Origin of the sequence: Gemmobacter aquatilis (assembly GCF_900110025.1) — a bacterium.
Taxonomy (GTDB): domain Bacteria; phylum Pseudomonadota; class Alphaproteobacteria; order Rhodobacterales; family Rhodobacteraceae; genus Gemmobacter; species Gemmobacter aquatilis.
Map to the genome: position 1 here is coordinate 196482 of NZ_FOCE01000005.1, position 22966 is coordinate 219447.

Annotated in this window: 23 protein-coding genes; 7 read left to right on the top strand and 16 right to left on the bottom strand. The window is 66.3% G+C overall.

The window, feature by feature from the left end:
* Positions 1–5: 5 nt before the first annotated feature.
* From nuoE to BMX43_RS10940, 11 genes are all read right to left on the bottom strand, one after another.
* The gene (gene nuoE / locus BMX43_RS10890) at positions 6–1121 is read right to left on the bottom strand and encodes an NADH-quinone oxidoreductase subunit NuoE (protein ID WP_091301244.1); all 1116 of its coding nucleotides are present in this window, start codon (positions 1119–1121) and stop codon (positions 6–8) included.
* Positions 1121–2329, bottom strand: a complete 1209-nt coding sequence (locus BMX43_RS10895) for an NADH-quinone oxidoreductase subunit D (RefSeq protein WP_175482093.1) — start codon at positions 2327–2329, stop codon at positions 1121–1123. Before BMX43_RS10895 ends, nuoE begins: the two co-directional genes overlap by 1 nt.
* On the bottom strand, positions 2329–3216 hold the full coding sequence (locus tag BMX43_RS10900; protein WP_175482086.1) for a sulfotransferase: 888 nt from the start codon (positions 3214–3216) through the stop codon (positions 2329–2331). Before BMX43_RS10900 ends, BMX43_RS10895 begins: the two co-directional genes overlap by 1 nt.
* Before the next feature lie 10 nt (positions 3217–3226).
* On the bottom strand, positions 3227–3829 hold the full coding sequence (locus tag BMX43_RS10905; protein ID WP_091301251.1) for an NADH-quinone oxidoreductase subunit C: 603 nt from the start codon (positions 3827–3829) through the stop codon (positions 3227–3229).
* Positions 3830–3839: 10 nt separating this feature from the next.
* Positions 3840–4373, bottom strand: a complete 534-nt coding sequence (locus BMX43_RS10910) for a NuoB/complex I 20 kDa subunit family protein (protein ID WP_091301253.1) — start codon at positions 4371–4373, stop codon at positions 3840–3842.
* Positions 4364–4729: an NADH-quinone oxidoreductase subunit A gene (locus BMX43_RS10915; protein WP_091301469.1), complete on the bottom strand. Its 366-nt coding sequence runs from the start codon at positions 4727–4729 to the stop codon at positions 4364–4366. The genes BMX43_RS10910 and BMX43_RS10915 overlap by 10 nt, the downstream gene beginning before the upstream one ends.
* 243 nt (positions 4730–4972) lie before the next feature.
* Positions 4973–5755 carry a crotonase/enoyl-CoA hydratase family protein gene (locus BMX43_RS10920; protein ID WP_091301255.1) on the bottom strand — a complete coding sequence of 261 codons (783 nt, stop codon included), beginning with the start codon at positions 5753–5755 and terminating at the stop codon, positions 4973–4975.
* Positions 5748–6617 (bottom strand): hydroxymethylglutaryl-CoA lyase, encoded by an 870-nt coding sequence (locus BMX43_RS10925; protein ID WP_091301257.1) that lies wholly within the window; start codon positions 6615–6617, stop codon positions 5748–5750. The genes BMX43_RS10920 and BMX43_RS10925 overlap by 8 nt, the downstream gene beginning before the upstream one ends.
* Positions 6610–7269, bottom strand: a complete 660-nt coding sequence (locus BMX43_RS10930; protein WP_175482087.1) for a glutathione S-transferase family protein — start codon at positions 7267–7269, stop codon at positions 6610–6612. The genes BMX43_RS10925 and BMX43_RS10930 overlap by 8 nt, the downstream gene beginning before the upstream one ends.
* A complete protein-coding gene (locus BMX43_RS10935) occupies positions 7266–9155 on the bottom strand; it encodes an acetyl/propionyl/methylcrotonyl-CoA carboxylase subunit alpha (RefSeq protein WP_091301259.1) in 1890 nt (629 codons plus the stop codon). Before BMX43_RS10935 ends, BMX43_RS10930 begins: the two co-directional genes overlap by 4 nt.
* Before the next feature lie 118 nt (positions 9156–9273).
* On the bottom strand, positions 9274–10878 hold the full coding sequence (locus BMX43_RS10940) for a carboxyl transferase domain-containing protein (RefSeq protein WP_091301261.1): 1605 nt from the start codon (positions 10876–10878) through the stop codon (positions 9274–9276).
* 147 nt (positions 10879–11025) lie between these two features.
* Here BMX43_RS10940 and BMX43_RS10945 point away from each other — a divergent pair, with 147 nt between their 5' ends.
* Complete coding sequence (locus BMX43_RS10945; protein ID WP_091301473.1) at positions 11026–11619, top strand: OmpW/AlkL family protein; 594 nt, start codon at positions 11026–11028, stop codon at positions 11617–11619.
* Positions 11620–11723: 104 nt separating this feature from the next.
* Here BMX43_RS10945 and BMX43_RS10950 read toward each other — a convergent pair whose 3' ends face one another.
* Complete coding sequence (locus BMX43_RS10950) at positions 11724–12884, bottom strand: isovaleryl-CoA dehydrogenase (protein ID WP_091301475.1); 1161 nt, start codon at positions 12882–12884, stop codon at positions 11724–11726.
* Positions 12885–13016: 132 nt separating this feature from the next.
* Here BMX43_RS10950 and BMX43_RS10955 point away from each other — a divergent pair, with 132 nt between their 5' ends.
* Entirely contained in the window at positions 13017–13469 is a 453-nt protein-coding gene (locus BMX43_RS10955; RefSeq protein ID WP_091301263.1) for a CreA family protein, read from the top strand.
* 192 nt (positions 13470–13661) lie between these two features.
* Here the strand turns inward: BMX43_RS10955 and BMX43_RS10960 are convergent, their stop codons facing one another.
* Both BMX43_RS10960 and BMX43_RS10965 read right to left on the bottom strand, forming a co-directional pair.
* Complete coding sequence (locus tag BMX43_RS10960; protein WP_091301266.1) at positions 13662–14885, bottom strand: DegT/DnrJ/EryC1/StrS family aminotransferase; 1224 nt, start codon at positions 14883–14885, stop codon at positions 13662–13664.
* A 2-nt stretch (positions 14886–14887) separates the two neighbouring features.
* The gene (locus BMX43_RS10965) at positions 14888–15553 is read right to left on the bottom strand and encodes an HAD-IA family hydrolase (protein ID WP_091301268.1); all 666 of its coding nucleotides are present in this window, start codon (positions 15551–15553) and stop codon (positions 14888–14890) included.
* Positions 15554–15662: 109 nt separating this feature from the next.
* Here BMX43_RS10965 and glmU point away from each other — a divergent pair, with 109 nt between their 5' ends.
* From glmU to BMX43_RS10985, 4 genes are read left to right on the top strand one after another with little or no spacing between them, the layout of a single operon-like run.
* The gene (gene glmU / locus BMX43_RS10970; protein ID WP_091301270.1) at positions 15663–17018 is read left to right on the top strand and encodes a bifunctional UDP-N-acetylglucosamine diphosphorylase/glucosamine-1-phosphate N-acetyltransferase GlmU; all 1356 of its coding nucleotides are present in this window, start codon (positions 15663–15665) and stop codon (positions 17016–17018) included.
* A complete protein-coding gene (gene glmS, locus BMX43_RS10975) occupies positions 17018–18847 on the top strand; it encodes a glutamine--fructose-6-phosphate transaminase (isomerizing) (RefSeq protein ID WP_091301272.1) in 1830 nt (609 codons plus the stop codon). Before glmU ends, glmS begins: the two co-directional genes overlap by 1 nt.
* Positions 18847–19407 carry a pyridoxamine 5'-phosphate oxidase family protein gene (locus BMX43_RS10980; RefSeq protein ID WP_091301275.1) on the top strand — a complete coding sequence of 187 codons (561 nt, stop codon included), beginning with the start codon at positions 18847–18849 and terminating at the stop codon, positions 19405–19407. The genes glmS and BMX43_RS10980 overlap by 1 nt, the downstream gene beginning before the upstream one ends.
* Positions 19404–20105: a DNA alkylation repair protein gene (locus BMX43_RS10985; protein WP_091301277.1), complete on the top strand. Its 702-nt coding sequence runs from the start codon at positions 19404–19406 to the stop codon at positions 20103–20105. Before BMX43_RS10980 ends, BMX43_RS10985 begins: the two co-directional genes overlap by 4 nt.
* A 28-nt stretch (positions 20106–20133) precedes the next feature.
* On the opposite strand, the gene BMX43_RS10990 is transcribed toward BMX43_RS10985, so the two are convergent.
* Positions 20134–20610 (bottom strand): hypothetical protein, encoded by a 477-nt coding sequence (locus BMX43_RS10990; RefSeq protein ID WP_091301279.1) that lies wholly within the window; start codon positions 20608–20610, stop codon positions 20134–20136.
* A gap of 102 nt (positions 20611–20712) precedes the next feature.
* On the opposite strand from BMX43_RS10990, the gene moaA reads away from it, so the two are divergent.
* Complete coding sequence (moaA, locus tag BMX43_RS10995) at positions 20713–21717, top strand: GTP 3',8-cyclase MoaA (protein WP_091301281.1); 1005 nt, start codon at positions 20713–20715, stop codon at positions 21715–21717.
* A 71-nt stretch (positions 21718–21788) separates the two neighbouring features.
* Here the strand turns inward: moaA and BMX43_RS11000 are convergent, their stop codons facing one another.
* The gene (locus BMX43_RS11000; RefSeq protein WP_091301284.1) at positions 21789–22958 is read right to left on the bottom strand and encodes a M20 aminoacylase family protein; all 1170 of its coding nucleotides are present in this window, start codon (positions 22956–22958) and stop codon (positions 21789–21791) included.
* Between the last annotated feature and the right edge of the window lie 8 nt (positions 22959–22966).

The following is a 22966-nucleotide window of genomic DNA, read 5'->3' on the forward strand; positions in this document are numbered from 1 at the left end:
GCGCCTCAGTAGTCGTTGGTCTTCGCACGGCGGAGGAATTCTTCCATGCCCTGCTCGACGATGATTTTCGCCTGCGCCACCCATTTGTCACGGACGACACGGCCCTTGAAGCTTTTCAGATTGGCATCGACCCAAGCGACCTCCGCCTCGGTGAAGGCGGCGATCTGGTCGAAATGGTAGATGCCGAGTTCGTGGCACAGCGCCTCGATCTTCGGACCGATGCCTTCCAGCACGCGCAGATCGTCGGCTTTGCCATCGCGCGGCGCCGACAGCAGCGCGGGCTTCACGCCTTCGGCCACGGGTTCGGCGAGTTCGGGTTTGGCGGCGGTCAGCACCTCGGCCAGCGGGGCGGCGATGCCGCCCGCGGCGGCGGCGGGTGCCTCGTCGGCCACAGCCGGTTCGGCCAGCGCGGGCTTGGCGCGCCACGGCGTCAGGATCGGCACTTCGGTGCCGTCGATCCGCTTCACCGTATCGCCGATATCGGTCGCCAGTTGCACCGAGGCGTTATACTGGGTGCGCCCGGATTCAAACTCTTTCAGCGCGGTCAGCCCGTTCAGCGGTTCCGACGAATAGCGCCCGATCTGCGAGCCGGGCACTGGCACTTCGCCGTTGGAGAAGCGGGCGATCAGCTCGCGCAGCTTGGCGGGGCTGAGGTCTTCGTAATAATCCTTGCCGATCTGGGCCATCGGCGCATTGGCGCAGGCGCCCAGACATTCGACCTCTTCCCACGAGAATTTGCCATCGGCAGAAGGCGTGTGGGGATGGGCCGAAATCAGTTCCTTGCAGACCGCGATCAGCTCCTCGGCGCCGCAGATCATGCAGGACGTGGTGCCGCAGATCTGGATATGGGCAACAGTGCCAACGGGTTGCAGCTGGAACATGAAGTAGAAGGTCGCCACTTCCAGCGCGCGGATATAGGCAAGCCCCAACATGTCGGCCACATATTCGATGGCCGGGCGGCTGAGCCAGCCCTCCTGTTCCTGCGCGCGGAACAGCAGCGGAATGATCGCCGAGGCCTGACGGCCTGCGGGATATTTGGAAATCTGGCCCTGTGCCCATTCCATATTCGCCGGGGTGAAGGCGAAGGCGGCGGGCTGGTCTTTGTGCAGGCGGCGAAGCATTAGCGGTCGATCTCCCCGAACACCACGTCCATCGTGCCGATGATGGCAGCGACGTCGGCCAGCTGGTGGCCTCTGGCGATGTAGTCCATGGATTGCAGGTGCAGGAACCCCGGCGCGCGCAGCTTGGCACGGTAGGGTTTGTTGGAGCCGTCGGCGACCATGTAGACGCCGAATTCGCCCTTGGGCGCCTCGACGGCGGCATAGACTTCGCCCGCCGGAACGTGGAAGCCTTCGGTATAGAGTTTGAAGTGGTGGATGAGCGCCTCCATCGAGGTCTTCATCTCGCCCCGCTTCGGCGGCGTCAGCTTGCCACGCGCCAGCACGTCGCCCTTTTCGACCCGCAGCTTGGCAATCGCCTGCTTGATGATCGAGGTGGATTCGCGCATTTCCTGCATCCGGCACAGGTAGCGGTCGTAGCAATCGCCATTCTTGCCGATCGGGATCTTGAAGTCGAATTCGTCATAGCATTCATAGGGTTGCGCGCGGCGCAAATCCCATGCGAGGCCAGAGCCGCGCACCATGACGCCCGAATAGCCCCATTTGAGGATATCGTCTTCGGTGACAACGCCGATATCGGCATTGCGCTGCTTGAAGATGCGGTTTTCGGTCAGCAGCCCGTCGATATCGTCCAGCACGCGGGGGAACTCCACCGCCCATTGCTCGATGTCGTTCAGCAGCGCCTCGGGCAGATCCTGATGGACGCCGCCGGGGCGGAAATAGGCCGAGTGCAGACGCGCGCCGCTGGCCCGTTCGTAGAACACCATCAGCTTTTCGCGTTCTTCAAAGCCCCAGAGCGGCGGGGTCAGCGCGCCCACGTCCATCGCCTGCGTGGTGACGTTCAGCAGGTGGTTCAGCACGCGACCGATTTCGGAATACAGCACGCGGATCAGCGAGGCGCGGCGCGGCACGGTCACGCCGCACAGCCTTTCGATGGCCAGACACCAGGCATGTTCCTGGTTCATCGGGGCGACGTAATCGAGCCGGTCCAGATAGGGCAGGTTCTGCAGATAGGTGCGGCTTTCCATCAGCTTTTCGGTGCCGCGATGCAGCAGGCCGATATGCGGGTCGCAGCGTTCCACGATTTCGCCGTCAAGCTCCAGCACCAGACGCAAAACACCATGCGCAGCAGGGTGTTGCGGGCCGAAGTTGATGTTGAAGTTGCGGATCTTCTGCTCGCCCGTCAGCGCGTCTTCGAATTGTCCGTCCATCATGCGTGAACCTCATTCAGGGTCTTGTGCCAGCTTGCCGGAAGCTCCGGGAAGAGGCGGGCGACGAAGTCATATTGCGGCCGCAGCGCGGCCAGAGCCTTGGCGGCAAGCCGCGCGGGCAGCGCCAGTGGCGCGCCTTCCAGCACGCGGCGCGCGAAATCGGCCTTGCCCGCGCCGATGCCCAGAAAGCCCCAGAGACGGGACAGGCCGGGCGGGGTGAGCATGTCGTCCTGAAACATCACCTTCAGCCGCGCAGGCGCCACAACGGCTTGCAGCCGGGTGATCGTGCCCGCGTAATCCTCGCGGTCGGGCTGGCCGGTGGTGATGCGGGCGATTTCCTGCCGCATCAGCGCGGTGGCGCGTTTCGGATAGTCGGCGGCATCGGTCACCTGACGGCGGGCCATCATGCGCACCTGGCTCCACAACCGGGCGACGGGATCGCGCAGCAGGTAGAGAAAGCGGGTATCGGCGGCGACCTCGGTCATCCGGCGAAAGCTGGCCTCGGGCAGCGGGGCATAGCCGGGGGTCAGATCGGCGACCAGTGCCTGCCCCTGCCAGCCGCCGGTCAGGTAGCCGCGATAGGCCGCCAGATCATCGGCCCGCTGCGACACCACGGCCAGCCAATCGGCCACATCCGCCCGCTTGCGCGCAGCGCGCTGCGCGGCCCGGCCCGTCAGCCCCGCCTGCCCCGCATCGAGGCTGGCAGCGCGGCGGGTCAGGCCGGTGATGTAGCGGTCATGGTTGTGGTGATGCTGCATGTCGAACCAATGGAGCTCCTTGATCGAGCGCAGATGACAGTCGTCATGCGTGGACAGGTGATCGAAGAGCCAGGATGTCCCGGCCTTCGTCGCGCCCACGCAGATCAGCACTGTCGGTTCCCCGCCCACCTGTTGCCCCTTATGCCTTGGCCTTGTCATCCCCGGGAAGCACATATTGCGCGCCTTCCCACGGAGACAGGAAATCGAACTGGCGGTATTCCTGCACCAGTTTCACCGGTTCGTAGACGACGCGCTTCTGCGCTTCGTCATAGCGGACCTCGGTATAGCCGGTGGTCGGGAAATCCTTGCGCAGCGGATGGCCGCGGAAGCCGTAATCGGTGAGGATGCGGCGCAGGTCCGGGTGGCCGGAGAACAGGATGCCGAACATGTCGAACACTTCGCGTTCGAACCAGTTGGCGCTTTCATGCACCGGGATGATCGAAGGGACCATCTCGTCCTCGCGCACGGCGACTTTCACGCGGATGCGGTGGTTCTGATACATCGACAGGAAGTGATAGACCACATCGAAGCGCGCCGGGCGTTCCGGGTGATCGACGGCGGTGATGTCCACCAGCGTCGAGAAGCGGCAGGCGGCATCGGTCTTGAGGAAGTCGATGAAGGGCAGCAGCTGTGACAGGGCGACATCGACATTCAGCTCGCCAAAGGCGATGTCGGTGCCGATGATCGCCTGCGGGCGCTTCAGCGTCAGGTGTTCGGCAAGCTGGATCAGGGCTTCGGACATGGGTTCCTCCTCAGCGGATCAGCGTGCCGGTGCGGCGGATCTTCCGCTGCAGGGCCAGGATGCCATACATCAGCGCCTCGGCCGTGGGCGGGCAGCCGGGAACATAGATGTCCACCGGCACCACGCGGTCGCAGCCGCGCACGACGGAATAGCTGTAGTGATAGTAACCGCCGCCATTGGCGCAGGAGCCCATGGAGATCACATAGCGCGGTTCCGGCATCTGGTCATAGACCTTGCGCAGCGCCGGGGCCATCTTGTTGGTCAGCGTGCCGGCGACGATCATCACGTCGGACTGGCGCGGGCTGGCGCGCGGGGCGAAGCCGTAGCGCTCCACGTCATAGCGCGGCATGGCGGTGTGCATCATTTCCACCGCGCAGCAGGCCAGACCGAAGGTCATCCAGTGCAGCGAGCCGGTGCGCGCCCAGTTGATGATGTCTTCGGTGGAGGTGAGCAGGAAGCCCTTGTCCTGCAGGTCGCGGTTCATCGCGACCATGCCTGCATCGAGGTCATTCGCCGCGTGGTTGGCTGAAGTGCTCACGCCCATTCCAGCGCCCCTTTCTTCCATTCATAGGCAAAGCCGACCGTCAGCACGCCCAGGAACACCATCATCGACCAGAAGCCCAACATCGAAATCTCGCCGAAGGCCACGGCCCAGGGGAACAGGAAGGCCACTTCGAGGTCGAAGATGATGAACAGGATGGAGACGAGGTAGAAGCGCACGTCGAACTTCATCCGGGCGTCGTCGAAGGCGTTGAAACCGCATTCATAGGCCGAGACCTTTTCGGGGTCCGGGTTGCGCACCGCGATGATCACGGCGGCGAGGATCAGCACGAGGCCGAGGCCGACGGCGAGTGCCAGAAAGATCAGGATGGGCAGATACTCTCGGAGAAGTGCGTCCACGAGTGGCTCCTTCGGCTGGCGGCCCATGCCGGACGGCGGGCGCGCGCGGATCGTTGCTGCGTTCCGTTTACTCCGCGCCCATGGCCGGGTCAACCGAAGCGGTGGCGAAAAAGCCATTCCAATCGCAGGGATTTGGCGATTGTATACCGTTGCACACCATAAAGACGCCGCAGCGCAGCGCCGTTGCCGGTGCTGCGCTGCGAATAGACAAAGACCGATGGAATCTCTCGGGCTTGGCCGCGCTCACTGCGACCAGTCGGGCTTGCGCTTGCCAAGGAAGGCGGCGATGCCTTCGGCGGCCTCGGGGCTTTCCCAGCGGGCGACCAGCAGGCCGATGGTCGCGTCGATCAGCGCACGGTCGGGGGGCGGCGCCAGACGGGCCACCAGCGCCTTGGCATCGGCCACGGCACCGGGGGCGCAGGACAGGAAGGGGGTCACTTCGGCCTCCACCGCCGCGTCCAGATCGCCAGCGGCGGTGACGGTGGACAGCAGGCCGATGCGATGCGCCTCGACCGCGTCGAACAGGCGCGAGGCCATGAAATGCCGCCGCGCCGCCGTGGCGCCGATGCGCGCCACCACATAGGGCGAGATCGTCGCGGGGATCAGGCCGAGCTTGGTTTCGGTCAGCCCGAACTTCGTGCCCTCCACCCCGATGCACAGATCGCAGACCGACATGACCCCGACCCCGCCGCCATAGGCCGGGCCCTGCACCCGCCCGATGAGCGGCTTGGGCAGGGCGTTCAGCGCCGCCAGCATCAGCGCCAGCGCGGTGGCGCCCTCGCGCCGGGTGGTGGCATCACCGTCGATCTGCGCCTTCATCCAGGTCAGATCGCCGCCCGCGCAGAAACTGTCGCCCACCGCCGCCAGCACCACCACGCGCACCGCCGGATCGGCGCCCAGCGCCGCTGCGGCCTGCGTCAGTTCCTCGATCATCTTCGCGGACAGGGTGTTGTGCTTTTCGGGTCGGTTGAGCGTCAGCCGCGCCACACCGCGCGCGTCGGTTTCCAGGGTAAGGGTGTCATACATGGTCGCTTGCTCCTGCCCGCATCGCCCGCGCCAGTTGCGCGGCTTCTTCCAAGATCACCGGATCAAGGCCGGTGTCAAAGCCCAGGGCCGCCAGACGGGCCGCGACCGCCTCGGTCGCCACATTGCCCGCCGCCCCCGGCGCATAGGGGCAGCCGCCCAAGCCGCCCACCGCCGCATCGAACACCCGCAGGCCCAGCGCCAGCGACGCCTCGATATTGTCCAGCGCCCGGCCTGCGGTATCGTGGTAATGGCCCGCCAGCCGGTCGGGCGGCAGTTCCGCCAGCACGGCCTGCAACATGGCGGTGATGGTGGCGGGCGTGCCCTGCCCGATCGTGTCGCCCAGGCTGACCTCGTAACAGCCCAGATCGCGCAGGGCTGCGGCCACGCGGGCCACCTGCGCGGGCGGCGTCGGGCCATCGAACGGGCAATCGGTGACCACCGAGACATAGCCGCGCAGCGGGAGGCCATCGGCGCGCGCAGCCTCGGCCAAGGGCGCGAAACGTTCCAGACTTTCGGCGATGGAGCAGTTGAGATTGGCGCGCGAGAAGCCTTCGGAGGCCGAGGCGAAGATCGCCACTTCCGAGGCGCGGGCCGCTTTTGCCGCCGCGTAGCCCTGCAGGTTGGGGGTCAGCGCGGCATAGCGGATACCGGGTGCGCGGGTGATCCCGGCCAGCACCTGCGCCGCATCGGCCATCTGCGGCACCCATTTCGGGCTGACGAAACTGGTGACCTCGATCCGCCGGAAGCCCGCGCGTGACAAGAGATCGACCAGCGCGATCTTTTCCGCAGTGGGGATCAGGCGCTTTTCGTTCTGCAACCCGTCGCGCGGGCCCATTTCGAAGATTTCGGCACGCTCAGGCATCGGGCACCTCGTAGAAATCGCGGGTATAGAGCGTATCCGCCCCCGCCTGCGCCAGCGCGCGCTGATAGGCGGGCCGGGCCGCCATGGCAGCGCCATAAGCCGCCAGCCGGGGGAAGCCTTTGGCCCGCACGAAACGGAACACGGCAGGGATGTTGAAGCCCAGCATCACATCGGCGGCGGAAAAGCCGCTGTCCAGCAGCGTCTCACGCGTGGCCAGCGCCTGTTCCATCACCTTCATGGTGACCGCCAGCCGCCTGACCAGCAGCTTCATCAGCACGGGAGAGCGCGCCTCGGCGGGGCGCAGGAAGATGTGCTGGATGTTGAGCTGTTCCAGAATCGGCGCCTGCGTTTCGGCGAAATGCACCCATTCGAGAAAGCGCGCCCGTTCGGCGGTGCCCAGCGGCGGGGCCAGACCCGCCTCGGGGTGGCGTTCGACCAGCCATTGCAGGATCGCGCCGCTTTCGCAGATCGCCAGCCCGTCAATCTCCAGCACCGGCACCCGGCCCATCGGCGACACCGCCAGAAACTCGGGCGAGCGGGTGGAGCCGTCATCCAGCCGCCAGTTGCGGACCTCATAGGTCAGGCCCAGCTCCTCCAGCAGCCACAGGATGCGGAAGCTGCGCGAGCCGGGAACGTGATGCAGGCGGATCATGCGGCATCCTCCAGCAGGATCAGGGCGGCGCCCGCCTCGACCTGCGCGCCGGGTTCCACCAGCACCTCGGCCACCACGCCGTCGCGGGCGGCGGTGAGGGTGTGTTCCATCTTCATCGCCTCCAGAATCGCCAGACGGTCGCCCTCGGCCACCGCCTGCCCTGCGGAGACGAAGACCGCCTTCACAAGGCCGGGCATGGGCGACAGCGTGGCATTGCCGGCAGCCCCGGCGCTGGAGGCGCGGTCCAGCGGGTCTTGCGGGGTGAAGCTGAAACAGGTGCCGTGATCGAAGACATGGATCTGGCCTGCGGCCTTCACCACCGGCAGGCGGGGGGTCAGCGTTTCGCCCGCCAGCGTGATCTGCGGCGCGGGCGTCAGGCGCAGGGTGCCTTCAGTGACGGTATCCCCCCGCGTGATGGCAAGGCTGCGGGCCAGCGGCGCCCAGAGGGTGAAGCCCGCCAGCGGATCGGCAGGCAGGTCGGCGCTGGCCAGCAGGGCGGCAGCGAGGATCTGTGGCGAGGGGTCGGGCGTGCGGGTCAGGCTGGGCAGATCACGCTCGATCAACCCGGTATCCACATCGCCCGCCGCAAAGCCCGGATGGCGGGCCAGCGCGCCGAGGAAGGCAAGGTTGGTGGTGGTGCCTGCCACCTGGGTTTGGGCCAGCGCCTGCGCCAACTGGTTCAGCGCCACGGCACGGGTGGGGCCGTGGACGATGATCTTGGCGATCATCGGGTCATACCACGGGCTGATCGCATCGCCGCTGCGCACGCCAGTATCGGCGCGGCATCCCGCCGGAAAGGCCAGATGCGCCAGCCGCCCGGTGGCGGGCAGGAAACCGGCAGGCACGTCTTCGGCATAAAGCCGCGCCTCGAAGGCATGGCCGGTGATCGAAAGCTGGTCCTGCCGCAGGGGCAGCGGCTCGCCCGCCGCCACACGCAACTGCCATTCCACCAGATCGACGCCGGTGATCGCCTCGGTCACCGGATGTTCCACCTGAAGCCGCGTGTTCATCTCCATGAACCAGAAGCGGTCGGGGCGCAGGCCGTCAGAGGCATCGACGATGAATTCGATGGTCCCCGCACCGCTATAGCCGATGGCACGGGCGGCCCGCACCGCAGCCTCGCCCATCGCGGCGCGCATTTCGGCGGGCATCCCCGGCGCCGGGGCTTCCTCGATCACCTTCTGATGGCGGCGTTGCAGCGAACAGTCACGCTCGAACAGATGCACGGCATCGGTGCCGTCGCCGAACACCTGCACCTCGATGTGGCGGGGCTTTTCGACATATTTCTCGATCAGCACGGCGTCATTGCCAAAGGCAGTGGCGGCCTCGCCCTTGGCCGAGGCCAGCGCATCGGCGAAATCGGCGGGGCGGGTGACGCGGCGCATCCCCTTGCCGCCCCCGCCCGCCACGGCCTTGATCAGCACCGGATAGCCGATGGTATCGGCGGCCCCGGCCAGATGTTCGGGATCCTGATTGTCGCCGTGATAGCCGGGCACGACCGGCACGCCTGCGGCAGACATCAGCCGCTTGGCGGCATCCTTCAACCCCATGGCGCGGATGGCGCTGGCCGAGGGGCCGATGAAGACCAGCCCCGCCGCCGTGACGGCATCGACGAAATCGGGGTTTTCCGACAGGAAGCCATAGCCGGGATGGATGGCCTGCGCGCCGGTGGCCCTGGCGGCGGCGATGATGGCATCGCCGCGCAGATAGCTGTCGCGCGGCGCCGGGCCACCAATGGGCACCGCCGCGTCGGCCAGCGCCACATGGCGGGACTGCGCGTCGGCCTCGGAATAGACGGCGACGGTGGCCACACCCAGACGGCGGGCGGTGGCGATGATGCGGCAGGCGATTTCGCCGCGATTGGCGATCAGGATCTTCTGGAACATGGCGTTCCTCCCCTTGAGTGATGTCGCCGGGGGGCTGTCTGCCCCCCGCGCCCCCCGAGAGTATTTTTGCCAGGATGAAGCTGCATTCACCTTGGCTCAAATACTCCTGCCGGAGGCATTACATACGGAATACGCCGAAGCGCGTCGGCTCGATCGGGGCGCAAAGGGCGGCGGAGAGGCTGAGCGCCAGCGTTTGCCGCGTGCGGCGCGGGTCGATGATGCCGTCATCCCACAGCCGGGCCGTGGCGTAGAGCGGATGGCTCTGCGTCTCGAACATCTCGATGGTGGGGCGTTTGAAGGCGGCCTCGTCCTCGGCGCTCCAATCCGTGCCCGCGCGGTCCAGCGCGTCGCGCTTCACGGTGGCCAGCACCCCTGCCGCCTGTTCGCCGCCCATCACCGAGATGCGGGAATTGGGCCAAGTCCACAGGAAGCGGGGCGAATAGGCGCGGCCCGCCATGCCGTAATTGCCCGCGCCGAAGCTGCCGCCGACCAGCATGGTGATCTTTGGCACATTGGTGGTGGCGACGGCGGTCACCATCTTGGCGCCGTGGCGGGCGATGCCTTCGTTTTCGTATTTGCGGCCCACCATGAAGCCAGTGATGTTTTGCAGGAAGACCAGCGGGATATTGCGCTGGCTGCACAATTCGACGAAATGCGCGCCCTTCACGGCGGCCTCGGAAAACAGCACGCCGTTATTGGCGATGATGCCAACCGGGCAGCCCATCACATGGGCAAAGCCGGTGACGAGGGTTTCGCCGAAGCGCGGCTTGAACTCGTCAAAGCGCGAGCCGTCCACCACGCGGGCGATGACCTCGCGGATGTCGTAAGGCGTGCGCAGATCGCCGGGCACCACGCCCAGGATCTCCTCAGGATCATAGGCCGGGTCTTCGACCGATTGCCATTGCACGGTGGCGGGTTTGGCGCGGTTCAGGTGGCGGACGGCGCGGCGGGCCAGCGCCAGCGCATGGGCGTCATCTTCGGCCAGATAATCGGCCACGCCGGACAGCCGTGTATGCACATCGCCGCCGCCGAGGTCTTCGGCCGTGACCACCTCGCCCGTCGCGGCCTTCACCAAGGGCGGGCCGGCCAGGAAGATCGTGCCCTGATCCTTGACGATGATGGTGACATCCGACATCGCGGGCACATAGGCGCCGCCCGCAGTGCAAGAGCCCATCACCACGGCGATCTGCGGGATGCCCTTGGCGCTCATCCGCGCCTGATTGTAGAAGATGCGGCCAAAGTGATCGCGGTCGGGGAACACCTCGTCCTGATTGGGAAGGTTGGCGCCGCCGCTATCCACCAGATAGACGCAAGGCAGCGCGCATTCCTCGGCGATCTCCTGCGCGCGCAGGTGTTTCTTGACGGTCATCGGGTAATAGGTGCCGCCCTTCACGGTGGCGTCGTTGCACAGCACCATGACCTCTTGCCCATGGATGCGGCCAATGCCCGCGATCACCCCGGCGCAAGGCGCCGCGCCATCATACAGCCCATGCGCTGCCATGGCGCCGATTTCCAGAAAGGGCGAACCGGGATCAAGCAGGTTGGCCACCCGGTCGCGCGGCGCCATCTTGCCGCGCGCCACATGGCGGGACATCGCCTTGTCGCCACCGCCTGCTGCCGCCTGAGCTGCCGCCCCGGCCACGGTGCCCAGCAGGGCCAGATGGGCGGCGCGGTTGGCGCGGAAGCTTTCCGATCCGGTCTGAATGCGAGATTTCAGAATCATGATTTATATCGCCTTCCCAACAGGTTGTGCCACAGGGGCCTGAGCCGGAATGTCGCAGCCCCGCATGTCACGAAATTGATTCAGGTCAAGGTCGCCGATCTGGGCCGGGCGCATAGCTCGGTGCGTAATGCAACGGAAGGCACGACCATGAAGACCTCCTCTCTCGCCCTTGTCCTGCTCGCCGCGACGGCGGCCCCGGCACTTGCCCAGTCGGCAGGGGATATGACGTTCGGCTTCGGCATCGGCTATGTGGCGCCGACCAGCGATAACGGCACGCTCGCCGGGGCGGATACCGATATCGGCGACAGCGTGCGCCCGACCATCACCTTCGAGTATTTCGTGCGCGACAATATCGGCATCGAAGTGCTGGGCGCCCTGCCCTTCCATCATTCCATCGACCTTGGCGGGGATCGTGTCGGATCGACCAAGCAATTGCCGCCGACTGTCTCGGTCAACTATCACATTCCGACCAGCGGCCCGATCACGCCCTTCGTGGGGGTTGGCGTGAACTACACCACGTTCTTCGAAGAAAGCTCCAGCCTGGGCGATCTGAGCATCGACGACAGCTGGGGTCTGGCCGCGCATCTGGGCATGGATTACGCCCTGTCCGACACCGGCGCGCTGCGGATGGACCTGCGCTATATCGACATCAACAGCGATGTCTATCTGGATGGTGCCAAGATCGGCAAGGTTGATGTCAATCCGCTGGTGGCGGGCATCTCGTATATCATGAAGTTCTGACTTCCTCGGGGATGAGGGGTGCGGACTGGGGTGCAGGCTTGGCCTGCGCCCCTTTTTCATGGCCGGGTGCAGGTTCAACCTGCGCCCCTGTTTCACCGGCCCGATCATGCCTGTGCCATCAGCTCGCGCCCGATCAGCATCCGGCGGATTTCCGATGTGCCCGCACCGATCTCCATCAGTTTGGCGTCGCGGAACAGCCGACTGACCACCGAGTCGTTCAGGAACCCTGCGCCGCCCAGCGCCTGCACCGCCTGATGCGCCTGCACCATCGCCTGTTCGCTGGCATAAAGCACACAGCCCGCCGCATCGGCCCGCGTCACGGTGCCCCGGTCGCAGGCGCGCGCCGCCTCGTAGACATAGGCGCGCGCGGTGTTGAGCGCGACATACATGTCAGCGATCTTGGCCTGCATGAGCTGGAAATTCCCGATCGGCTGGCCGAACTGGTGGCGCTCTTTCGCATAGGGGATCACCTCGTCCAGACAGGCGGCGATGATGCCGGTGCCGATGCCCGACAGCACGACCCGTTCGTAATCAAGGCCCGACATCAGCACGCGCACGCCCTTGCCCTCGGCCCCCAGCACATTCTCGAACGGCACTTCGCAATCCTCGAACACCAGCTCGCCGGTATTCGAGCCGCGCATCCCCAGCTTGTCGAAATGCGGGCTGGTGGAAAAGCCCTTGAAGCCGCGTTCGACGATGAAGGCGGTGATGCCTTTCGGCCCGGCCTCGGGATCGGTTTTCGCATAGACGATCAGCGTATCGACATCCGGCCCGTTGGTGATCCAGTATTTGGAGCCGTTCAGAACGTAATAGCCATTCCGCTTTTCCGCCCGCAGCTTCATCGACACCACGTCGGACCCGGCGCCCGGCTCGCTCATCGCCAGAGCGCCGACATGGGTGCCGGAAACCAGACCGGGCAGGTATTTCGCCTTCTGCTCGGGGCTGCCGTTCAGCTTCATCTGGTTGACGCAGAGGTTGGAATGGGCGCCGTAAGACAGGCTGACCGAGGCAGAGGCGCGGGCGATTTCTTCGGTGGCGATGACATGGGCCAGATAGCCCATCCCCGCCCCACCAAACTCTTCGGGCACGGTGATGCCCAACAGGCCCAGATCGCCCATCTCGCGCCACAGCTCGGCGGGGAACACATTGTCCCGGTCCACCTGCGCCGCCAGCGGTTTCACCCGCTCCTGCGCCCAGCGATGCACCATGTCGCGCAGGGCGGCGACATCCTCGCCAAGATCGAAGTGCATCGGGCTTGTGAACATCATTCCCTCCCAAGAATTGAACGCTCGTTCAATAAAAGGTATTCACCGAGTCGCGTCAAGCGTTTCGTGACACGCCAACCTTGCGGGTTGCCTTGCGTTGCCCCACCTTGAGGCAAAGCGCAGGAGAGAAAGATGAAACAGGTTCTGGCTGTGATTGCAGCGCTGCTGGCCAGTCCGGCCCTGGCCGAAGAGATCGGGCAGGTCGGCGTGGATTGGGTGGGCAATGACATCATCATCGAAGCCTTCGCCGATCCCGATGTGCAGGGGGTGACCTGCCATCTGGCCTATTTCGACCGCTCGGTGATCGACCGGCTGCAACAGGGCAACTGGTTTGAAGACCCGTCCTATTCGGCGGTGGATTGCACACAGACCGGGCCGATCGTGCTGGGCAAGATCGACCGCAGCGGCGGCGGTGAAGAGGTGTTCAGCGAGGGCCGCTCGCTGATCCTGAAATCGCTGAAGGTGACGCGGGTCTATGACGCGAAGAACAAGGCGCTGGTCTATCTCGCCCATGCCAGCGAGTTGACCCAGGGCTCGGGCAAGATGTCACTGTCGGTGGTGCCGCTGGGCGATGCCGCGCCGTAAGGCGCGCCCTGCATCCGGCGGAGCAGAAGGGGGCGCTCGCGCCCCCTCTTGGCCTGAGGCCAATTCACCCCCTGAGGATATTTTCAGACAGAAAATGGAAAGGTGCGGCCCCCTGCTTCATTTTCTGTTCCTAAATATCCTCGGGGGGAGGCCCGCAGGGCCGTGGGGGGCAGACAGCCCCCCGGCGACGGATCAGTCGGCGCGCGCTGCGGCATCGGGCGCCGTCAGGTCGCCCTGAAACACCGCCGACACCTCGGCGCGGAGGATCCGGGCAATCTGGGCGCAATCGTCCAGGCTGAAGGTCAGCGGCAGGCGCATGTCGAGGATGGCAGTCAGGATGCGGTCGGTTTCGGGCATCGGATCGCCCGGCGCATAGCGCCAGCTTTCATAGCGCGAGGTGAAGGCCACGGGTTCGGGCGCGCCGAACCATTTCAGCTCCACCCCCCGCGCGGCGCAGCGGGCAGTAACGGCGCGGATCGCCTCGGGCGCCCAATCCAGCAGCAGGAACTGGAAGGAGGAGGCGACATAGCCCTCCGCCTCGGGTCGGGCGATCAGGGTCAGGCCGGGGGTCTGGGCCAGTCCCTCTTCCAGCACGCGGTAGCGGTCGTTCCAGCGGGCACATTGTGTGGCAAGGTCGCGCAGTTGCGGGCGCAGGATCGCGGCGCGCAGATTGTCCATCCGGCCCGAGATATTGGGCGTGACCAGCCGCAGATCGGCAAAAGCCTCGGGCGGCGGCGCGGCGCGGTGGCGGTCGTAGAGCATGTAGCTGCCCGACAGCAGGATCGCGCGCGCCATGACCTGCGCATCATCCGAGATCAGCAGCCCACCCTCGCCGGAATTGGCGTGCTTGTAGGTCTGCGTCGAAAAGCACCCCACCGCCCCCCAGCGCCCGGTCAGCCGCCCGGCCCAGCTTGCCCCCATCGTATGGGCGCAATCCTCGATCACCGTGATGCCTTGGGCGTCGCACAGCGCCATCAGCCGCGCCATATCGACGATATGGCCGCGCATATGGCTGAGCAGCAGCACCCGCGCCTGCCCTGCCTTGGCGGCCAGATCGTCAAGGTCGATCACCAGCCCTTCGGTCACGCCCACGAAGACCGGCACAGCGCCGATGCTGGCAATCGCGCCCGGCACCGGGGCCAGGGTGAAGGCGTTGGTCAGCACCCGATCCCCCGGCTGCACCCCCACGGCCCGCAGCGCGCAGGCCAGCGCATAGCCGCCCGAGGCAACGGCAAGGCAGTAGCGCGCGCCGGTCTGGGCGGCGAACTCCTCTTCCAGCGCCGCCGCTTCGGCGATCTCGCCGGGGGCGGTGTTGTAGCGGTGCAGGCGGCCCGATTGCATGACACGCAGCGCCGCGTCGATCGCCTCGGGCGGCAGGGGTTCCTGCTGGGTGAAACTGCCGGTGAAACGCTCCATGCTCAGGCCCCCAGCAGGCGGTCGGCCAGGGCGGGCAGATCGCGGTAATGGTCCAGCAGCGCCTCGGGCGCCAGCCGCGCCACCCCGGCGCCTTCGGGGCCGAAGCTGACCAGCACGCAGGGCACGCCGACGGCGGCGGCGGTCTTGCGGTCGGTTTCCGTGTCGCCGATCAGGATCGAGCGGGCCGGGATGCCCCCGGCCTGATGCACCGCCGCCAGATAGGGCGCGGGGTCGGGTTTGCGGGTGGGCAGCGTATCGGCGCCGATCAGGCTGCCGAACAGATCACGGATGCCAAGGCGCCGGGTCAGGGTTTCGGCCAGACCTTCGGGCTTGTTGGTGCAGATCGCGGTGGCATAGCCCGCCGCCCGCAGCGCCTGCACCGCCTCCACCGCGCCGGGGTAAAGGCGGGTATGGGTGTCGATCCCGTCGGCATAGGCGGCCAGCAGCACCGGATATTGCGCGGCGATCAGCGCATCATCGGCGATCCCCAGCCGAGAGAGGCCGAGCGTCAGCATTGCCCGCCCGCCATGGAACGCGGTCAGCGCGTCCTGTTCCGGGTCCAGCAGGTCGCCGTGCCCCAGCCCGCGAAAGCAGGCATTGGCCGCCGCGATCAGATCGGCGCTGGTATCGGCCAGCGTGCCGTCCAGATCAAAGACCACAGTGCGCATGATCGCTCCTTCAGGGGTTGAAACCTGCGGTAAGGATGTGTGAAGGGGCACAGCTTGCGCGCCCCGTGATCCGGGTTAAAACGGGCGCAAGCCAAAGAAAAGGGGTGCCATGCCTGTCTCGCTCGTCATTCTTGCCGCAGGGCAAGGCACGCGGATGAATTCCGACCTGCCGAAGGTGCTGCATCATGTGGCAGGCGCCCCGCTGTTGCACCATGCGATGCAGGCCGGTGCGGCCTTGGCGCCAGAGCGGGTGGTGGTGGTTGCCGGCCATGGCGCCGCGGCGGTGAGCAAGGCCGCCCGCGCCTATGACGAGGCCTGCACGGTGGTGGTGCAGGAGGCGCAGTTGGGCACCGCGCACGCCGTGGCGCAGGCGGCCCCGGCGCTGGAGGGGGCGACAGGCGATTGTGTCGTGCTTTACGGCGACACGCCCTTCATCCGCCCCGAAACGCTGGAGGCGATGCTGGACGCCCGCGCCCGTCATGCCGTGGTGGTGCTGGGCTTCGAGGCACGCGATCCGGGGCGCTATGGCCGGTTGATCGCGCAGGGCGAGGCGCTGGAACGGATTGTGGAGTTCAAGGATGCCACAGTTGAAGAACGCGCGATAAGCCTTTGCAATTCCGGCGTGATCTGCGCCGATACCGCCACGCTGTTCAGCCTTGTTTCCGCCGTCGGCAACGACAATGCGGCGGGCGAATATTACCTGACCGACATCGTGGAACTGGCCCGCAAGCGCGGCTTGTCGGCGGGCGTGGTGATCTGCGACGAGGCGGAGACGCTGGGCGTGAACACCCGCGCGCAACTGGCCGAGGCGGAAGCCGCCTTTCAGGCGCGGGCAAGGGCCGAGGCGCTGGAGAACGGCGTGACGCTGACCGCGCCCGAGACCGTGTTCTTCGCCTTGGATACCCATGTCGGCCGCGATGCCATCATCGGGCCCAATGTGATTTTCGGGCCGGGCGTCACGATTGAGTCCGGCGCCGAGATCCGCGCCTTCTGCCATCTGGAAGGCTGCCATATCTCGCGCGGGGCCACCGTCGGCCCGTTTGCCCGGCTGCGCCCCGGCGCCGAACTGGCCGAGGATGTGCATGTCGGTAACTTTGTCGAGATCAAGAACGCCATTCTGGACGAGGGTGTGAAGGTCGGCCACCTGACCTATCTGGGCGATGCCGATGTGGGCGAGCATACCAATATTGGCGCGGGCACCGTGACCTGCAATTATGACGGCGTGAACAAGCACCGCACCACAATCGGCAAACGCGCCTTCATCGGATCGGACACCATGCTGGTGGCGCCGGTGCGCGTGGGCGACGGGGCGATGACCGGCTCGGGCTCTGTCATCACCGAAGACGTGCCCTCGGATGCCGTGGCGCTGGGGCGAGCCAAGCAGGTGACGAAGCCGGGGCTCGCCCCGCGCCTGTTCGAGATGTATCGGGCCATCAAGGCGAAACGCCAGAAAGGCGAAGCATAATGTGCGGGATTGTCGGGGTTCTGGGCAACCATCAGGTGGCGCCGCTGCTGGTGGAATCGCTCAAGCGGCTGGAATATCGCGGCTATGACAGCGCAGGCATCGCCACGGTGAACGACGGCAAGCTGGATCGCCGCCGCGCCGTGGGCAAGCTGGTGAACCTGTCCGACCTGCTGGTGCATGAACCTTTGGCCGGGCGCGCAGGCATCGGCCATACCCGCTGGGCCACCCATGGCGCCGCGACCGTCGCCAATGCCCACCCGCACAAGGCGGGCACTGTCGCCGTGGTGCATAACGGCATCATCGAGAATTTCCGCGATCTGCGCTGCGAGTTGAAAGCGGCGGGCTACGATTTCGAATCGGAAACCGATACCGAAACCGTGGTGGTGCTGACCCGCGCCCTGCTGGCCAGCGGCAAGACCCCGCAACAGGCGGTCGAGGCGCTGCTGCCCCGGCTGCATGGTGCCTTTGCGCTGTGTTTCCTGTTTGAAGGCGAGGATGATCTGCTGATCTGCGCCCGCAAAGGCTCTCCCCTCGCCATCGGCCATGGCGACGGCGAGATGTTCGTCGGCTCCGACGCGATCGCGCTGGCGCCGATGACCGACCGCATCACCTATCTGGAGGAAGGCGACTGGGCGGTGGTCACCCGCGCCGGGGCCGAGATCTTTGACGCGCAGAACCGCCGCGCCAATCGCGCGATGACCCGGATTCAGGTGGATGCCACGCGGATCGAGAAAGCGGGCTACAAGCATTTCATGGCAAAGGAAATCGCCGAACAGCCCGCCGTTCTGGCCGATGCGCTGCGCCATTATGTGGAAAACAGCGGCGGGGTGAACCCGGCGCTGCGGCTGCCCGAAGGGCTGGATTTCACGCAGATCGACCGGCTGACCATGGTCGCCTGCGGCACGGCCTCTTACGCCTGCCATGTGGCGAAATACTGGTTTGAAAGCCTCGCCGGTCTGCCCTGCGACATCGACGTGGCCTCCGAATTCCGCTACCGCGAACCGCCGCTTTCCGCGCGCAGCTGGGCGCTGTTCGTCAGCCAGTCGGGCGAAACCGCCGACACGCTGGCGGCGCTGCGCTATGCGAAGGACAAGGTGGCGAAGATCGTGGCAGTGGTGAACGTCTCCACCTCCTCCATCGCGCGCGAGGCGGATCTGGCGCTGCCGATCCTGGCCGGGATCGAGGTCGGCGTGGCCTCGACCAAGGCCTTCACCTGCCAGTTGGCGGTGCTGGCGCTGCTGGCCTTGAAGGCCGGGCAGGATCGCGGGCGGCTGACGGCGGCGCAGGTGCAGGCGCATCTGGCCGATTTCGCGCTGCTGCCGGGGCTGATGAACCATGCGCTGGGGCTGGCGGGCGAGATCGAAAGCCTGTCGGACCAGTTGGCCGAGGCGCAGGACGTGCTGTTCCTGGGCCGTGGCCCGATGTATCCGCTGGCGCTGGAAGGCGCGCTGAAACTGAAGGAAATCAGCTATATCCACGCCGAAGGCTATGCGTCGGGCGAGCTGAAACACGGCCCCATCGCGCTGATCGACAACCGCGTGCCGGTGATCGTGCTGGCGCCGCGCGACCATCTGTTCGAGAAGACCGTCAGCAACATGCAAGAGGTCATGGCGCGGCATGGCAAGGTGCTGCTGCTGTCGGATGCGGCAGGCGTGGCCGAGGCGGGCGCGGGCTGCTGGCAGGCGCTGACCCTGCCGCAGGTGCCCGATCTGCTGGCGCCGATCCTTTATGCGATCCCGGCGCAACTGCTGGCCTATCACACCGCGATTGCCAAGGGCACCGATGTGGACCAGCCGCGCAATCTGGCGAAATCCGTGACGGTGGAGTGATGGCGAAACAGTTCGACGCCTTCACCGAAGACCAACGCGCCTTCATCACCGAACAGCCGGTGTATTTCGTGGCAACCTCGGCGCCCGGCGCGCGGATCAACCTGTCGCCCAAGGGGATGGACAGCCTGCGCGTGATCGGGCCGAACCGGCTGCTCTGGCTGAATGTCACCGGATCAGGGAACGAGACGGCCGCCCATCTGGCGCAGGATCCGCGCATGACGGTGATGTGGTGCAGCTTCAGCCAACGCCCGCTGATCATGCGCGCCTATGGCACGGCGCGCATGGTGCATCTGGGCGATGCCGGTTGGGCCGATCTGGCCGCGCATCTGCCCGCCCTGCCCGGCGCCCGTCAGATCTGCGACATGACGGTCGATCTGGTGCAAAGCTCTTGCGGCTTTGCCGTGCCGTTCATGGAATTCCAGCAGGACCGCCCGGTCCTGCGCGACTGGGCCGAACAGAAGGGCCCCGAAGGCCTCGCCGCCTATTGGGCCGACAGAAACCGCAGTTCCATTGACGGGCTGCCCACCGGCATCGACGCCAATCTGAAAGACCGCATATGACCCCCGCCGACGCCATCGCGCAGATCGCAGCCGCAGCCCAACCCGGCAAGGCCGCCGAAATGGCCGCCTATCACAAGGTGGACCGCCGCTATCTGGGCACCTCGGTCCCCGAGATCGACGCGCTGGCCAAGGCATGGCGCGCCGAGCTGTCGCTGGAGGACCGGCTGGCGCTGGCCGCCGGCCTGTGGGACAGCAATATCCACGAGGCGCGCGTCGCCGCCGCCAAACTTCTGACCCAGGCCCGCATCCGCCCCGATGACAGCGCCGCCTGGGCACTGATCCAGTCCTGGGTGCCGCAATTCGACGCCTGGGCGATTGCCGATCATGTGTGCAGCGCGGCGCAAAAGCGCATCATGGCCGATCTTTCGCGCCTGGATGATGTCGAGGGCTGGACCACCTCCGATCTGATGTGGGCGCGCCGCGCGGCGCTGGTCGCCACCCTGCCGCTCGCCAAGCTGAACAACCTGAAAGAGGCCGAATCCGCCGCGCGCGACCGGGTGCTGGGCTGGGCGGGCAGCTATGTGGGTGATCGCGACTGGTTCATCCAGAAGGCCATCGCCTGGTGGGTGCGCGACCTGTCGAAACACGATGCCGCCGCTGCCGCGGGATTTCTGGCCGAACATGGGCCCTACATGAAATCCTTCGCCCGCAAGGAAGCCGCGCAATATCTGCCGCCGGAGCTGCTGCCGAGCGCCTGATTTCACCCTGGCTTAAATACTCACCTGTTCACCGCCGGTAAACCTCGATCTCCGGCAGGTCGGTCAGCCCCAGACCCAGCGCGCGAAACGCCGCCAGCGACAGTTGCGCAGCACCGCTGCCGGGGCGCAGCTCCACCTGCACCACCTGCCCGCCCGCCGTTTTCACCAGCCCCGGCCCAGCCGTGCCGATCAACGGCGCGCTCAGCCAGAAGCCCGGGCTGGTCACATCGCCCAGGCTGACCACCAGCTTGCCCAGAGGCGCCTCGGCCTGCGGCACGGGCACGGCGGTGGCGGCTTCGCGCTGCGCCTCGGTCGTGGTGTCCAGCGCCTCGGCGCTGCGGGCGCCGGGCTTTGGCGGCGGCGCCACCAGTTCGGGCAGGGCCGGGGCTGCCACGGCGGGCGCAGCCTTGGGCACCGCCGCCTGACGCCCCGGCCACAATCCCTGCACCTGCGCACAGCCCGCCAGCAGCAGCGCCAGCCCGATCCCCGCCCCGATCTTCGCCATCTGAAACCTCCTGCCCTTTGCCCGACGATAGTCCCGGCCCGGCCCGGCAACAACCACCGCATTGGCCTTGCCGCTCAGTCGGCAAAGGCTTACCTTTCCAGCATGACCATGCCCCTGATCGACCCTTTCGCCCGTGCCATCCGCTACCTTCGGGTCTCGGTCACGGATCGCTGCGATTTCCGCTGCGTCTACTGCATGTCGGAAAACATGACCTTCCTGCCGAAAGCCGACCTGCTGACGCTGGAAGAACTGGACAGGATGTGCAGCGCCTTCATCGGCATGGGGGTGGAAAAGCTGCGCATCACCGGGGGCGAGCCTTTGGTGCGCAAGGGCATCCTCACCTTCTTTCAGGCGATGCGCCGCCATCTGGACAGCGGCGCGCTGAAGGAGTTGACGCTGACCACCAATGGCAGCCAATTGGCCCGCTTTGCGCAGGATCTGGCCGATTGCGGGGTGCGGCGGGTCAATGTCTCGCTCGACACGCTCGATGCCGCGAAGTTTGCCGAGATCACGCGCTGGGGCCGGTTGCCGCAGGTGCTGGACGGAATCGCGGCGGCCAAGGCGGCCGGGCTGCGGGTGAAGATCAACACCGTGGCGCTGAAAGGCTTCAACGAGGATGAGCTGTTCTCGCTGCTCGACTGGTGCGCCCGCGAGGACCATGACCTCACCTTCATCGAGGTGATGCCGATGGGCGATCTGGGCAACGAGGACCGGCTGGATCAATACTGGCCACTGTCGGACCTGCGCGCCCGTCTGGCCGCCCGCTTCACCCTGACCGAACTGGCGGAAAACAGCGGCGGCCCGGCACGCTATGTGCGGATTGCGGAAACCGGCCAGAAGATCGGCTTCATCACGCCGCTGACCCATAATTTCTGCGAAAGCTGCAACCGGGTGCGGCTGACCTGCACGGGCGAGCTGTTCATGTGCCTCGGCCAAGAAGACAGGGCCGACCTGCGCGCGCCGCTGCGGGCCAGCCCCGACAACGCGCTGCTGGAACAGGCGATCCGCGACGCGATCACCCGCAAGCCGAAGGGCCATGATTTCGACTATAGCCGCCAGAGCGTCGGCGGCCAGATGTCACGCCATATGAGCCATACCGGCGGCTGACCGCACGCCCTCTGCCCCCTCACCCTGCCCTCTCCCCCGGGGGGAGAGGGCAGGGTGAGGGGGAAAACGCCTCAGCCCGAAACCGGCATCCGGCCCTCCACCATCCCGGCATACCAGCTGGCGCCGAAGGGAATGGCGTTGTCGTCGAAATTATAGGCCGGGTGGTGGACCATGGCGGTATCGCCATTGCCCAGAAAGATATAGGCGCCGGGCCGTTCGTTCAGCATATAGCTGAAATCCTCGGCCCCCATCAGCGGCGCGGTCGCCGTATCCACCTGACCCGAGACCGCCTGCGCCACTTCCGCCGCGAACTCGGTCTGCGCCTCGGCATTGACCGTCACCGGATAGCCGCGCTGATAGGCCAGTTCGGCCTTGGCGCCCAAGGCCAGCGCCGTGCCCTCGACGATCTCGCGCAGCCGTTGTTCCACCTGATCCTGCACGCGCGCATCCATGGTGCGCACCGTGCCCTTCATCTTCACCACCTGCGGGATCACGTTATGCGCCGTGCTGTCGGTCGCCACCGTGCAGATCGACACCACCACCTGTTTCAGCGGATCAACCGTGCGGCTGGCAATCGTCTGCGCCGCCACGATGATATGCGCGGCCACCACCGTGGTATCGACACATTCATGCGGCTTGGCGGCATGGCCGCCCTTGCCCGTCACCGTGATGTCGAACTGATCCGCCGCCGCCATGATCGCGCCGGGGCGGATGGCGAAATGCCCGACCGGAATCCCCGGCATGTTGTGCATCCCGTAGACCTCGGTGATGCCCCAGCGTTCCATCAGCCCGTCGGCCACCATTTCGCGCCCGCCGCCGCCGCCCTCTTCGGCGGGCTGGAAGATCACCACCGCCGTGCCGTCGAAATTCCGCGTCTCGGCCAGATACTTGGCCGCCCCCAGCAGCATGGCGGTATGGCCGTCATGGCCGCAGGCATGCATCTTGCCCGGCACTTTCGAGGCATAGGGGGCCCCGGTCTGCTCGATGATCGGCAGCGCATCCATATCGGCGCGCAAGCCGATCACCCGGCCCGAGCCATCGGCCCGCCCCTTGATCACCCCCACGACGCCGGTGCGACCGATCCCCTCCACCACCTCGTCACAGCCGAAACTGCGCAGCAACTCCGCCACCCTGGCCGCCGTGCGATGCACCTCGAACAGCAGTTCCGGGTTTTCGTGAAAATCCCGGCGCCATGCGGTGATTTCCGGCAGCAGTTCGGCGAAACGGTTCTTGGGCGGCATGGCAGATC